This window comes from bacterium, assembly GCA_021372515.1.
GTDB lineage: Bacteria > Gemmatimonadota > Glassbacteria > GWA2-58-10 > GWA2-58-10 > JAJFUG01.
On the sequence record JAJFUG010000002.1, the window covers coordinates 1 to 14058 of the forward strand.

11 protein-coding genes are annotated in these 14058 nt (G+C 63.8%); 10 read left to right on the forward strand and 1 reads right to left on the reverse strand.

Annotated elements, in window-relative coordinates:
- From LLH00_00040 to LLH00_00065, 6 genes are all read left to right on the forward strand, one after another.
- Window positions 1-429: hypothetical protein (locus tag LLH00_00040; protein ID MCE5269657.1), on the forward strand; the 429-nt coding region annotated here is incomplete at its 5' end.
- A 25-nt stretch (window positions 430-454) separates the two neighbouring features.
- Complete coding sequence (locus tag LLH00_00045) at window positions 455-1378, forward strand: alpha/beta fold hydrolase (protein MCE5269658.1); 924 nt, start codon at window positions 455-457, stop codon at window positions 1376-1378.
- A 69-nt stretch (window positions 1379-1447) separates the two neighbouring features.
- Complete coding sequence (locus LLH00_00050) at window positions 1448-3013, forward strand: sialate O-acetylesterase (protein MCE5269659.1); 1566 nt, start codon at window positions 1448-1450, stop codon at window positions 3011-3013.
- 319 nt (window positions 3014-3332) lie between these two features.
- Window positions 3333-4127 carry an FRG domain-containing protein gene (locus tag LLH00_00055; protein ID MCE5269660.1) on the forward strand — a complete coding sequence of 265 codons (795 nt, stop codon included), beginning with the start codon at window positions 3333-3335 and terminating at the stop codon, window positions 4125-4127.
- A 140-nt stretch (window positions 4128-4267) separates the two neighbouring features.
- A complete protein-coding gene (locus LLH00_00060; GenBank protein ID MCE5269661.1) occupies window positions 4268-4855 on the forward strand; it encodes a hypothetical protein in 588 nt (195 codons plus the stop codon).
- A 146-nt stretch (window positions 4856-5001) separates the two neighbouring features.
- Window positions 5002-5943: an IS110 family transposase gene (locus LLH00_00065; GenBank protein ID MCE5269662.1), complete on the forward strand. Its 942-nt coding sequence runs from the start codon at window positions 5002-5004 to the stop codon at window positions 5941-5943.
- A 295-nt stretch (window positions 5944-6238) separates the two neighbouring features.
- Here the strand turns inward: LLH00_00065 and LLH00_00070 are convergent, their stop codons facing one another.
- A complete protein-coding gene (locus LLH00_00070) occupies window positions 6239-7393 on the reverse strand; it encodes a pyridoxal phosphate-dependent aminotransferase (GenBank protein ID MCE5269663.1) in 1155 nt (384 codons plus the stop codon).
- Window positions 7394-7795: 402 nt separating this feature from the next.
- Here LLH00_00070 and LLH00_00075 point away from each other — a divergent pair, with 402 nt between their 5' ends.
- The 4 genes from LLH00_00075 to LLH00_00090 all read left to right on the forward strand — a co-directional run.
- Window positions 7796-10066: a hypothetical protein gene (locus LLH00_00075; GenBank protein MCE5269664.1), complete on the forward strand. Its 2271-nt coding sequence runs from the start codon at window positions 7796-7798 to the stop codon at window positions 10064-10066.
- A 59-nt stretch (window positions 10067-10125) separates the two neighbouring features.
- Window positions 10126-12555, forward strand: a complete 2430-nt coding sequence (locus tag LLH00_00080; GenBank protein MCE5269665.1) for a hypothetical protein — start codon at window positions 10126-10128, stop codon at window positions 12553-12555.
- A 31-nt stretch (window positions 12556-12586) separates the two neighbouring features.
- A complete protein-coding gene (locus LLH00_00085) occupies window positions 12587-13057 on the forward strand; it encodes a hypothetical protein (protein MCE5269666.1) in 471 nt (156 codons plus the stop codon).
- A gap of 17 nt (window positions 13058-13074) precedes the next feature.
- On the forward strand, window positions 13075-14058 hold a 984-nt coding region (locus tag LLH00_00090; GenBank protein MCE5269667.1), incomplete at its 3' end, for a hypothetical protein.

Consider the following 14058-nt stretch of genomic DNA (forward strand, 5'->3'; position numbering starts at 1 on the left):
CTGCTGTTGCGCTCGGTGTTCCCGCAGGATGCCAAGCTGAACAAGCTGGGGGGCCGGGGCAACGAGTTCGTGGTGTTCGGCCGCAACTACCCGCCGGCGCTGACCCACTACAGTGCCGGGCCGGGCGAGCAGTGGGGCGGCTGGCGTCTCGAGATCACCCCGGGCAAGCCGCGCACCGCCGACACTTTCCTCACCCTGATCCAGGCGGCTGACCGCTCGGTCCGTCGCGCCCCCGAGGTCGACGCAATCGCGGGAGATGCTTTCCAGGGGGCGGAATTCAGCCTGCACGGGCTGAAATACCGGGTGACTTTCAATTCCAGCGGCGCCACAGGCGGGCATGTCACGATCCGCAACCGCGCCGGGCGTGTGCTGGCCGACCAGGACCTGGCTACCGCGGTCCAGCCGCAGGCGGGAGCAGGCAGGCAGTGAACTTTCAACAGAGGAGTAGGGAACAATGAGAAAAAGCTGCTCGGTTGTGATGTCCGCCCGGCTGTGGCTGGTGCTGCTGAGCCTGGGCGCGGCCGTGTCCGCCCTGGCCCAGTCCGCCGCGGTGGAGCCGCCGGTGGATGAGGCCGCTTTTGGCGTGATCGCCGACTACTACGAGTACGACCACGACCTGGCCCTTCGCCCGCAGGAGTTCGGCCAGTGGCCCTGGCGCGGGCCGCAGACAATCTACAAGGTCTCCTACCGCAGCACGCACGAGCTTCAGGTAAGCGCCTATTTCTGCGTACCCAAGGACTACAAAGAGGGTGAGCGCCGCCCGGCGGTGCTGCTGATGCACGGCTGGAACCTGTTCTGGGGCAAGAACGAGGACTGGGTGCAGGGCTGGATCCCGGTGCTGACCGCGGCAGGCTACGTGGTGCTGGCCCCGGACCATTTCCTGTTCGGCGAGCGCAAGCCGGCCGGCGGCGGACTGGACAGCATGAAGGAGCTGGGCCCATATTACATGCGCGATTGGATGACCCAGACCGTGGTGGACCTCCGCCGCGGAATCGATTACCTTCAGAGCCGCCCCGAGGTGGACCCGCAGCGGATCGCCGTGCTGGGCGGCAGCCTGGGCGGCTGGATCGGCTCGCTGCTGACCGCGGTGGATCCGCGGATCAAGGCCGCGGTGCTCACTGTGCCGGCCAGCGAGTTTGTGACCAGCCAGGAGGGCGCCTGGAGCGTGATCAACGCCGCCAATTTCTACGGCCGGATCAAGCCGCCGCTGCTGGTGGTGAACGCCCTGAAAGATGACCCCAAGCGGGTGGCTCGCTCGAGGGCGCTGTTCGAGCGCGTGCCCGGACCGAAAAAGATGATCGAGTACGAGGAGGGGCATTTTCTCGACCCGGCCAAGTACAACGCCGATATTCTGGCCTGGCTGAGACAGAACCTGTGAGTGTATTCCGGACCTTGTAACACGGGATGCACGGGAAGTGAAACAAAACCGACGGAGGGATGGAACGAGATGAAAATGCTGATCATGCATGCCGTGCCGCGGCTGGTTATTGCAGCGGCGCTGGGACTGGCCGCCATGAATACCGGGACTCTCAGGGCCGAGGTGCGCCTGAACGGGCTGTTCTGTGACGGGATGGTGCTGCAGAGGAACATGCCGGTGCCGGTGTTCGGCACGGCGGACAAGGGTGAGCGGATCACGGTGGAGATCGCGGGACAGAAAAAAGTCACCGCCGCGGACGAGGAGGGGAATTTCAAGGTACTGCTCGACCCGCTCAAGGCCGGCGGACCGTTCGAGCTGAAAGTAACCGCCACCAAGCCAATCGTGGTCAAGGACGTGCTGGTGGGCGAGGTCTGGCTCTGCACCGGCCAGTCGAACATGGAGATGGAAGTCAGAAGCTGCATCAACGCCCAGCAGGAGATGGCTGCGGCGGACAACCCGCAGATACGCCAGTTCCTCGTGAAGCGGGCCAAGGCCGCCACGCCGCAGGACACCCTGGCCGCGCTGAGCGGGGACGCGCCGGAATGGATCAACACCTGGGTGAGTTGCTCTCCCTCCACGGTGGGTGATTTCACCGCGGTGGGCTACTTTTTCGCCCGCGAGATCAGCCAGCGCCTGGGTGTGCCGGTCGGCCTGATCAATACCTGCTGGGGCGGCACCGTGGCTGAGGCCTGGACCGGCGAGAGCGCCCTGGAGAACTCGCCCGCGGTCAAGAGTATCCTGGCCGACTGGCAGAAATACAACAACGACGGGAACTGGCTGAAAGAGATGTTCGCCAAGTACGAGCAGGAGAAAAAAGAGGCCCTGGAGGCCGGCAAGCCCGACCCGCTGTATTTTTGCCAGCCGAGCGTGCTGTACAACGCCATGATCGCCCCGCTGGTGGGCTACGGCATCCAGGGGGCGCTCTGGTACCAAGGCGAGTCGAACCAGGCCCGCGCCTACCAGTACCGTGACCTTCTGCCGGTGATGGTCCACAACTGGCGCGCCGACTGGGAGCGCGAGTTCCCGTTCCTGATCGTCCAACTGGCCAATTTCGACGAGGGCTCCGGCTACTGGCCCGAGCTGCGCGAGGCCCAGCTCATGGCGATGGAGCGGATACCCAACTCCGCGATGACCGTTACCACGGATATCGGCGATGCGAAAGACATCCACCCCAAGAACAAGCAGGAGGTGGGACGGCGCCTGTCACTGGCCGCCCGGGCCACGGTCTACGGCGAGACCAGGCTGGAATGGTCGGGCCCGCTCTACCGGAAGATGCTGATCGAGGGGGGCAAGGTGCGCCTCAGTTTCGACCACGCGGGCGAGGGGCTCTGCACCCGTGAGGGCCAGGCCCCGGCCGGGCTGACAATCGCCGGGGCGGACCATAAGTTCGTGCCGGCCGAGGCCAAGGTCGAGGGCAGCGAACTGGTGGTCTGGAGCGAGGCGGTGCCCCAGCCGGTGGCGGTGCGCTATGCCTGGAGCGACAACCCGGAACAGGCCAACCTGTACAACAAGGTGGAGGGCAAGCTCTACCTGCCCGCCTCCTCGTTCCGCACGGATGACTGGCCCGGGTTGACCGCGGACCGCAAGTGGGAATAGGCGGGACATCTGAATCACGGGTGGCACGGATAGAGGCTGGATTACACGGTTGAAAACGGAAACGAAGGTTTTTTGTGCAGGGGCACGCTGCGGCGTGCCCTGTTTGTTTTGCCTCCTGTACGGGGCGAAAAACTATCTTGACTTTCCGGATCGCCTGCGCCACGTATAGAGGAAGACAACTGAAATTCAACCGGGCTTGATACCCTTAAGCGACTCGAATGCCCCGGGGACGTCTCCTCACGACGCCCGCAGAGCGACGGGCCGCGACAATGGTCATTCTGCCGACCGGAGCCGGAATATGTCCCAGGATATCCCGATTTTGCAGACGCCGAAGGATATCAGAGTGGAAAGCTGGAGCGAGCTGCTGGATGAGCTGTACGCCGATTCCTGGCAGGAGAACATCCGCCGCCACCGCTCGAAATATGTTTTCCGCGGGCTTTCCTGCAGCTGCTACGACCTCAAGACCTCGCTGATCCGCCTGGGCGGAGATTTTTCCTCGCTCGAATTCCACCTGATCCGCAATTTCAAGAAATATTCGCGCCTGCCCGCCGCGGCCGATTTCTCGGTCTGGATGTGGCTCACCCTGGCGCAGCACCACGGCCTGCCCACCCGCCTGCTGGACTGGACCTACTCGCCCTTTATCGCCCTGCATTTCGTGACCTCGGAAATCAGCCATTTCGAGCAGGACGGGGCGATCTGGTGCGTGGATTTCGCCGCGATCCACCGGACACTGCCCCAGGAGATCAAGGCCGTGCTGGACGATGAGAAAGCCAACGCGTTCACTATCGAGATGCTCTCGAAAGTGACCGAGACCCTGACCGATTTCGAAAAGCTCTCGGCCGAGGCTTTCGTGCTGTTTTTCGAGCCGCCCTCGATGGACGACCGGATAGTGAACCAGTTCGCCCTGCACTCGGTGATCTCGAACCCGCGCTCCCTGCTGAACGAGCTGCTGCGCGACCGTTTCCCGGACTATTACAAGCGGGTGATCGTGCCAAAGGAGCTGAAATGGGAGATACGGGACAAGCTGGACCAGGCCAATATCAACGAACGGGTGATATTCCCCGGGTTGGAGGGGCTTTGCTCCTGGCTCACGCGGCATTACAGCCCGAGATGAGGGAGGCCGAAGCAGGGATGGTGGGGATAAAGGCTTAGATGACATGGTGAAGATGCAGGTTGGGTTTATCAAGGGGTGAACCTTGTGTTCTCCCGTTTCCCTAAGCGCTAAATGGAACCTTCCATTAGAAGGACAAAAAAATGAGCGCACAATATATTGAGCCGCTTAAACTGATAGCCTCTTTCCTGACACCGATCATCATTCTGATTTTTGGAATCTCGATCAATAAAAAACTGGAGAAGACCAGAGCTGCGCTATTAAAGGAAAAGGATTGGCAAAACTGGTGGGCAAGTAAGTTGTTAAACGTTGCGCATGAATATAATTCAATGGTGTCTGAATTCGTGATTAGCTTATCTCAAGCAGTGCAAATCAATGAAGGGAAATTCCCTGGAGGTGAGGCTGCATCAAAAGAAAAACAAAACTGTGCTATTAAGTGTATTTTTAGGCTTCAATATTTGGTTTGGGACATTAATAATTATTTGCAATTTGCACATAAAGAAGGTCGTAATCTATTAGATAAGGGAGAAAAGCTTAATACTCTGTTGGAAACCCTTCTTAAAGAAAGGCATGGAGGTCTAGACGCGATCCGTAAAGCACAGTGTAATTTCAATGATGCTGTCAGGCTTGTTCATGCAGAGATACTTGGGATATCTCCTGGCAAGGCGTTCCAACCGCGTCAGGATCAAATCCCCCTCGATCCCCCTTGTATAATGGGAGGCATGTATTAGGATAGTTTAAAGCAACCGGGAGTTCGAGTCCCCCTTGGTTTGAGAAGAGACCGTGGCAAAGCATGATCCCCGGTTGCGCATATTACTTCCCGAACAGTCACTGGAGCCGAAAGAATCGAGCTCGCATCCGCAAGGTTGGGAAAAATATGAAAACGCCATCCTACGTTGGTCTGGACATTTCAAAGAGCTGCATCGACTTACACCAGTTGCCCCAGGAACGTAGCGCCCGTTTCGAGTATGGACGAGAGGGCCTGAGCAAACTGGTTGCGTTTTGCAAGAAGCGCAAACCGGCCCTGATCGTGCTGGAAGCCACCGGTGGATACGAGACCCAGGTGGCTGCCGAGCTCTGCGTGGCCGTGGTCAATCCCAGGCAGGTGCGGGACTTTGCCCGCGCCCTGGGCAAACTGGCCAAAACTGATGCCATCGATGCCGCGGTCCTGGCCCGTTTCGCCCAAGACATCCGGCTCGAAGCCCGCAAGCTGCCGGAGCCGGAAGAGCAAGCTCTTAAAGCCTCTGTCGCCAGACGCAGACAGTTGGTCGAGATGCTGGTAGCCGAGAAAAACCGCCTCTCGCGCGCCACCTTACAATCTGTCATAGACAGCCACGAAAGCACTATCAGCTTCATCCAGAGTAAAATTGACGATCTGGACAGACAGATGCAATCCACCATCCAGAACAGCCCGCTCTGGAGCGCCAAGGACGAACTGCTCAAAAGCGTCCCGGGTATCGGCGACAAAACTGCCTGCGCCCTGCTGGCTCAACTGCCAGAGTTGGGTAAGCTCAACCGCCGTCAGATCGTCTCTTTGGTCGGGGTCGCTCCCATGAACCGTGACAGTGGTCTCATGCGCGGTAAACGCTCTATCACCGGTGGAGGCAAGGCTGTCCGTAATGCTCTCTATATGGCCACCACCGCGGCCAGAAGGTTCAATCCGGCCATCACAGCTTTCTTCCTGAGGCTCAGAGCTGCCGGTAAATCCTATAAGGTCGCTCTCGTCGCCTGTATGCGTAAACTCTTGACTATCCTTAATGCTATGGTCAAAAACCAAAACACCTTTAATCAATGTATCGCTGCATCGCTTGACTTCTAACACAGTCGCTACATTCAACCCCTCTTTTCGCCTTTTATCAATCCGATCCGCCCAACTGCCGGGCGAACACAAGGTTCGCCCCTACGAATCTGCCTGGCATCCCAGGAATGTAACCCGCTTGCGGCTGTCAGGCCGCCGCAGACGAGTTTGCGGCCCCCGCTGGCTTTGCTGCTTTGGCCGAAACCAAAGCAGATAAGTGTCTTAAAAGAGGGGTGGCGCCGCCGCCTACAGGGTGTGAAAACAAAAAAGGGCACGGCCCCGGAGCCGTGCCCTCACTATTTTACTCTCTTACCTCTTATTCCGCCAGCAACGCCGCCGCCCGTTCCAGCTCGCTGTCCTCCTTAGCGAAACAGAACCGCAGCCAGGGACGGTCCCCACCCTGGGAGTAGAACCCTGAGGCCGGCACCGCCGCCACATGGCGCTCGGTCAACAGCCGCTCCGCCGCCTCGTCCGAGGTGATGTCGCCGTAGCGCGGACGGTAGTCGGCCAGAAGAAAATAGGTCCCGCCCACGGGCAGAGGCTCGATCCCGAACCGGCTCAGGGTGGAGGCGATTATCTCCAGCTTGCGGGCATACTTGACCCCCAGGCCCTGGTAATAGTCCTCGCCGAACGCGGGCAGGCTCGCGGCCACCCCCGCCTGCAGCGGGTGCGGGGCGCAGATGTATACCAGGTCGCTCACCAGCGACATTTTCTCTATCACCGCCTCCGGCCCGGCGGCATAACCAATCCGCCAGCCGGTCATGGCAAAGGTCTTCGAGAACCCGCTGACCGTGACCGTGCGCTCGAACAGCCCCGGCAGGCTGGCCGCGCTCACGTGCCTGCGCCCGCCGAACACCACGTGCTCGTAGATCTCGTCCGTGATGATCCAGACTCCATACCGCCCGCACAGCGCCCCGATCCGCTCCAGCTCCGCGCGGCTGAACACCTTGCCGGAGGGGTTGGCCGGGGTGTTGATCACGATTGCTTTGATTCCATCCGCCAGCACCCGCTCCAGGGAGTCGAAATCGATCTCCCACTCCGGCGGCTCCAGGCGGAAAAACAGCGGCCGCGCCCCGAACAGCTCCTGGCAGGCGACGTGATATCCGTAGAACGGCTCGAAATTGAGCACCCGGTCCCCGTGCTCCAGAAGAGTGAGCAGCGCGCAGACAAAAGCCCCCGTGGCCCCGCTCGAGACCATCACCTGGGTCTCGGGGTCAACGCTCAGGCCGTTGCACAGGGCCAGCTTGTCCGCGATCCCGCGCCGCAGGGCCGCGATCCCGTTCAACGGGGCGTACACGTTCCGGTCTCCCTGGACCGCCTTGCAGGCCGCGTCCTTGACCGCATCCGGGGTGGGAAGGTCGCACAGGCCCTGCGACAGGTTCACCCCGCCCAGCTCGGCCGCCCGCCGGGTCATGGCGCGGATCGAGGATTGCCGGAGCTGACTGACCCGCGCGGCAAAGGTGTATTCCATGCTTGTCTTTCTCTCCCGTTCAGATTGACTGCCCTTGAACTCCGGCGCACACCTCACCGGCCAGCTTCACGGACTGTATCTTAACACGGTCGGTCCGCCTGCGCCAGAGCACCGCGCGAGGCGACCTTCCAGTTAAACCTTGCTTGGTTCAAATAAGAAACCAATATTATAACCCAATGCCCACATGATCCGGTCCGACAGACAGCGTGCGACCAAGCGAACCCCTACCTGGAGCCCGACCCAGTGAAAAGCCCAGTCCGTCCCGTTCCCGCAAGTATTGCGATCACCTGCATCTGCCTCGCCCTCTCGTCCGCCGGCTGCGGCCGGCCAGCCCCGACCGCGGTCACGGCCCCACCGCCGGCTGCCTCCTGGCAAGTGATCGGACCGGGCGGCGGTGGTTCGATGTTCGAGCCCACGGTAAGCCCGTTCAACCCCGATTTCGCTTTCCTGCGCTGCGACATGTCCGGGGCCTATGTGACCCGTGACGGCGGCGCGAGCTGGCGCATGTTCAACCTGCGCGGCGTGGTGCTCGATTTCGAATTCGACCCGGCCGACTCGCTCACCGCCTATGCCTGCAACAGCGGGCTATACCGCACGGTTGACGGCGGCGCGAGCTGGAGCCTCGTCCACCCCGCGCCCGAGCGTGTCCGCGCCGAGCGCATGGTCGGCGACCACGCCTCGCAGTGGTTCGACACCGGCGACAGCCTGGACAGCTTTGCCGAGATGCAGCGGGTGAAAGTCGATCCCCTGGACAACCGGTCGATCTGGGTCGGCTGGGGCGCGTACCGGGTCTACCGCGACAGCCTGCCCGCGCTGCGTTTGAACGATTATACCACAATCCAGCTCTCCGAGGATAAGGGGGCCTCTTTCCGCAGTGTGGTCCGCGTGCCGGGGACCGCCGTGCTGGGGATTTTCCCGGCCGGCAGAGCCGATACGCCCGGCGAGCTGACCGTACTCACCGACCGCGCCTGCGCCGTGCTGAGCGGCCGCGGGGAGAGCATGCAGCTCCTGCCTCTGCCCGTGGAGCAGGTCTTCGCCGCGAATGCCGGATACGACAGCGGACGCCGGGTGATCTACATCGTCACCCCGATCAAGCAGAAAGGCGCGGCGACCGAAGGCGGCGTGTACCGCTCCGCGGATGGCGGCCGCACCTGGACCCGTCTGGTGAACGGCCTGCTGGATGAGTGGCAGGCCGCCGGCGAGGTGCCCTATTTCAACACCCTGGCAGTCTGCGAAAGTCAGCCCGCGAATGTCTACCTCTCCTGCCGCGGCTACAGCGTGATACTGCCGGACGGTAAAAAAGAGCGCCAGTACGGCGTTCTGCGCAGCCACGACAGCGGGGCGAGCTGGCAATGGGTCTACCGCACCGTGAGCCGGAAAGTGGAGGGCGAGAAATACGCCGACGCCTGGATGTACCGGCAGTACGAGTCCGAGTGGATGGGCAACCCGCACGGCATCGGGGTCAGCCCCGCCGACCCGGAGATCGCCTACAGCACCGACTACGGCCGCGCCGCGGTCACGCACGACGGGGGCCGCTCCTGGATCCAGCTCTACGCCCGTCAGCTCCCGGACAGCAGCTACGCCAGCCGCGGCCTGGATGTCACTACCTGCTACGGCGTGCATTTCGACCCCTTCGACCCGCAGCACATGTTCATCACCTACACCGACATCGGCCTGTTCAACAGTTTCAACGGCGGCGCGGGCTGGGTCCCGTCACTGAACGGCGTGCCCGAGCCGTGGTGGAACACCTGCTACTGGCTGACTTTCGACCCCACGGTGAAAGGCCGTGTTTACTCGGTCTGGGGCAACGGCCACGACCTTCCGCGGCTCAAGATGTTCCGCAGGCCGGGATTTGTCGAACGTTTCCAGGGTGGCGTGGCGGTCTCGGAGGATGGCGGCCGCTCCTGGAAACCCAGCAGCGCGGGCATGCCCGAAAACTCCGACTGCGCGCATATCCTGCTCGATCCCGACAGCCCGGCCGAGGCCCGCGTGCTGTATGTCTGCGCCACCGGCCGCGGTGTGTTCAAGAGCGTGGACGGCGGCGCGAGCTGGGCCACGGCCAACACCGGCCTGGGCGCGGACCTCAACTCCTGGGAGATAAGCCGTCTGCCGGACGGCACGCTGTACCTGATAGTCATGCGCGCCCTGGATGACCACGGCCGCACTGTGCCCGGCGCGCTGTACGCGAGCCGTGACAAAGCCGCGAGCTGGGAGAAAATGAGCCTGCCCGCGGGTGTGAGCGGACCCAACAGCCTCACTTTCGACCCCACGGACCCCAAGCGCCTCTATCTGAGCTGCTGGCCCCTGCCCGTGGAGCGGGTCGAGCACGGCGGCGGGCTGCTCGTGAGCGAGGACGGCGGAGCCACCTGGAGCCGTATCTTCCGCGAGGACGCCCATGTCTACGCCGCGGCCGTGGACCCGGACGACCCGAACGTGATCGTGATCAACACTTTCGACAGCGCCGCTTTCCGCAGCCAGGACCGCGGACGGAGCTGGACCCGCCTGGGCGGCTACGATTTCAAGTGGGGCCAGCGGCCCGTTTTCGACCCGCACCACAAGGGAATGCTCTACCTGACCACTTTCGGCGGCAGCGTATACTACGGCCCGGCCACGGGCATGTCGGGCCGCGAGGAGATCACAAATTTCCAGGACCGCTGGCGCTGGAGCGAGTAGGTCCTGTTGCTTTATTCCGCAGTCAGCCGGTCCCATTCACTTTCACGGCGGAGGTCACAATGCGTAGGACTGTTTCCAGGCTGTTTCTCTCCCTCCTCACGGTGGCGCTCCTGGTTGCCGCCTGCGGCAAGCCCGCCTCCGAGCCGGCCGCGGCCCAGCCGCTGCCCTCCACCTGGACCGTGATCGGCCCGGGCGGCGGCGGTGCGCAGTACCTGCCCACGATCAACCCCCAGGACCCGCAGAATGTCTACCTGCGCTGCGACATGACCGCCGCCTACTCCACGCGCGACGGCGGCAAGAGCTGGCATATGTACAACCTGCGCTCCGTGGTCCGGGCTTTCGAGATCGACCCCTCCCAGCCTAACGTGGCCTACGCGGCCAACAGCGGCCTCTACCGCACCGAGGACAAGGGCCTTTCCTGGAGCCTGGTCTACCCGGCCCCGGGCAACATAGTTGCCGAGCGCATGCTGGATGACCACGCCGAGCAGAGTTTCGAAACCTCGGACGGCTTGCCCGGCGGAGAGATAGTCAAGGTGCGGGTCGACCCGGCCGACAGCGGCCATCTGATCCTGGGCGTATCCCCGGAGTTCCGTCGCGGCGCCGGGATGGAGGGACAGGCCCCCAAGGCGCGCCTGATCACCTCCCATGACCGTGGAGCGAGCTGGACCGTGGCGGCCGAGGTCGAGGGACGCGGCGTGCTCGCCATCGTGCCCGGGGCCTGGGACAGCAAGCCGGGCGAGATGACCGTGATCACGGACCGTAAAGCCGCCCGGATCACCGAGCAGGGCGGCGCCGTGGAGCTGAGCGACCTGCCCGCCGGCCGCCCCGTGGCCGCCGACTGCGGCAAGGATGACAAGGGCAGCGTGATTTATCTGCTCACCGACATCGATGAGCAGGGCGGCAAGCCCGTGGGCGGCGTGTTCGTCAGCCGCGACCGCGGCCGCACCTGGAAACTCGCCAACGGCTGGCTCACCAAGGGCTGGAAAGTCGGCGACCGCCTGCCCTCCATCGTCACCCTGGCGGTCTGCCAGGGCAACCCCGCCACGGCTTATCTTTCCTGCTCCCAGTGGTACGACTCGCCGGGCGGCGCGCCGCGGCGCAATTTCGGCATCCTCAAGACCGTCGACTCCGGCGCGGCCTGGGAGTGGGTCTACCGCTGCACCAACGACAGCATCGTCAGCGGCAACGGCCCCGGCGGCTGGATGGAGAAAAACTACGGCCCCGAGTGGGGCGAGTACCCGCTCTCGCTGGGGGTCTGCCCCTCCAACGCCGATATCTGCTACGCCTCCGATTTCGGCTGCACCTACAACACAGCCGATGGCGGCAAGACCTGGACCCAGGTCTACGCCGACATGCTGCCCGACGGCGCCAGCGCCACGCGCGGGATCAACGTGACCACCTGCTACGGCGTGCATTTCGACCCCTTCGACCCGCAGCACCTGTTCATCAGCTACACCGACATCGGCGCGTTCCAGTCGTTCGACGGCGGCAAGAGCTGGCTGCAGACGATCAACGGCATCCCGCGGCCCTGGATCAACACCTGCTACTGGATGACGTTCGACCCCAAGGTGCAGGGACGCGCCTGGTCGGCCTGGGGCAGCGGGCATGATCTGCCCCGGCCCAAGATGTTCCGCGGCGGCTATTTCGACCGCTATGTCGGCGGCGTGGCGGCCAGTTCGGACACCTGCCGCTCCTGGCAGAAATCCAACTCCGGCATGCCGGAAAACACGGTCTGCACCCATATCCTGCTCGACCCGGAAAGTCCGGTGGAGGCCCGTGTGCTGTATGTCTGCGGTTTCGGCAAGGGCGTGTTCAAGTCCATTGACGGCGGCGCGAACTGGTCGCTGATGAACAGCGGCCTGGGGGCCAACCTCAACGCCTGGCGCATCACTCGTCTGCCGGACGGCGCCCTGTTCCTGCTGATCGCCCGTGGCCTGGAGAACCGTCAGGTGGTGGACGGCTGCGTGTACGTGAGCCGTGACGGGGCCCAGAGCTGGCAGCCGGTCGCCCTGCCCGCCGGCTACAACGCGCCCAACGATCTGGTCTTCGACCCCTCCGACCCCAAGCGCATGTACCTGAGCTGCTGGCCCTGGACCGACAGCACCCGTGTCGAGCGCTGCGGCGGGCTTCTGCGCACGGCGGACGGCGGCTCCACCTGGGAGCAGGCTTTCGTGGAGGACGCCCATGTTTACGCCGCGGCGGTGGACCCGGACAACCCGGCCACGGTCATAATCAACACCTTCGACAGCGCCGCGTTCCGCAGCGACAACCGCGGCGACACCTGGAGCCGTCTGCCCGGCTACAGCTTCAAGTGGGGACACCGCCCGGTGTTCGACCCGCACCACAAGGGCATGCTCTACCTGACCACTTTCGGCGGCAGCGTCTACTACGGCCCGGCGGTCGGCACCCCCGGCGCGCCCGAGGACATCGTCAATTTCAACTACGGCTGGCGCTGGGGGCAGGACACGGCGAAAATAACCTCCTTCTGAGGCTCTCCACTTTGCCCGGAGGAACCAAAGGATGCGAGCGTTTCCGGCACTTGTTTGCCTGGCCCTGCTTGTCCCGGCCATCGCCGCGGCCCAGACTGCGACCGGCAGGGTGAACGTGAGCCTGGCCTCGGGCCTTTCCGCGGCCGGTATCCCGGCCGGCCTGGTCTGCCGTCTCGTCCGCGAGGACGCGGCTGTAACTTTCAGCCTTGCGCAGACCGCCCACCCCGGGGTGGACCACGCCGTCCTGCTCGCGGCCTGGCGCGCGGCCACGACCGACCAGCAGCTTGCCACGGAGGCCTTTGACAGTCAGGGACGGGCCGCTTTCGGCAGCCTCGCCGAGGGCCGCTACTGGGCCGTGACCCTGGAGCCGGTGGTTCTCGGGCGGCTCAGCCTGTTCTGGGCCGAGCCGCTGCGGGTGGCGGGCGGGCGGACGACAGACCTGACACTCGGCCTGTCCAACGCCGCCCTGCGCCTGGACAGTCTGGAATGCAAACTCCACTGAGAGAGGGAGAACCTCGGATGAAAGCCTGGATGTTCCTTGTTCTCGCGGCCCTTTTGAGCGCCGGTGCGCTGCGCGCCGAGGGGCCACAGTTGCGGCCCCATCCGCGGCTGTACATTAACGGCAGCGCCCAGGGCCGTGTCCCGGGTGTGGGGGATATCCGCGCCCGGTCCGCGGACCCGCGTTTCGCCGCGGCCTGGGGCCGGGTGACTGGTTCCTCCACCCCGGCCTGCCTGGCCCTGACCTGGCTGGCCGGCGGAGACACCTCCCGTCTGGCTGACCTGCGCAAGGCCCTGCGCCGCAAACCCGGCTCCGCCGAACCCCTGGCCGAGCAGGCCCTGGCTTTCGACTGGTCCTATGACGCCTGGAGCGCGGCCGAGCGTAAGGAGTTCGCCGGCTGCCTGATGGACGGGGTCGAGGCCATGCTCAAGCACTATAATATGGACTGTGTCTACCACAACTACACCCGCGGCCCCCACATGGCCCACGGACTGGCCATGCTGGCCGCCTGGGAGGACGACCCCCGCGCGCCGCAGCATTTCTCGGTCGTGAAACGCCAGATGGACGAGTTGCTCGAAATCCTGGCCGACAGTGCCCGTCTGGATGACATGGCCGGGCGCGCGGGCTGGGGCGGCGGCTGGCCCGAGGGTTACGACTACGACCGTCACGGCGGGTTCTACGCCCTGCAGTTCCTGCTGGGCTGGCGCTCGGCCGACCTGGGCGACTATTTCAGTGGCAGCCGCTACTGGCGGGACAAAATTCTCTGGCTCACCTACGGCACCGGGCCGGACGGCAGCTTTGTCGAGGGCTATGAGGATAACGACTGGCCGTTCCCGATGCGCCATGACCGCGAGATGCTTACAGCCCTGGCCCACGAGTACGGCTCCGGCCTGGCCCGCCGCTGGTGCGACACGTTTGCCGACACTCTGCAGTCCCGTCCCTGGTGGGAGTTCGTTTTCGCCGACCCGGACGTGGCCCCGGCGGGCCCGGAAGATCTTCCCACC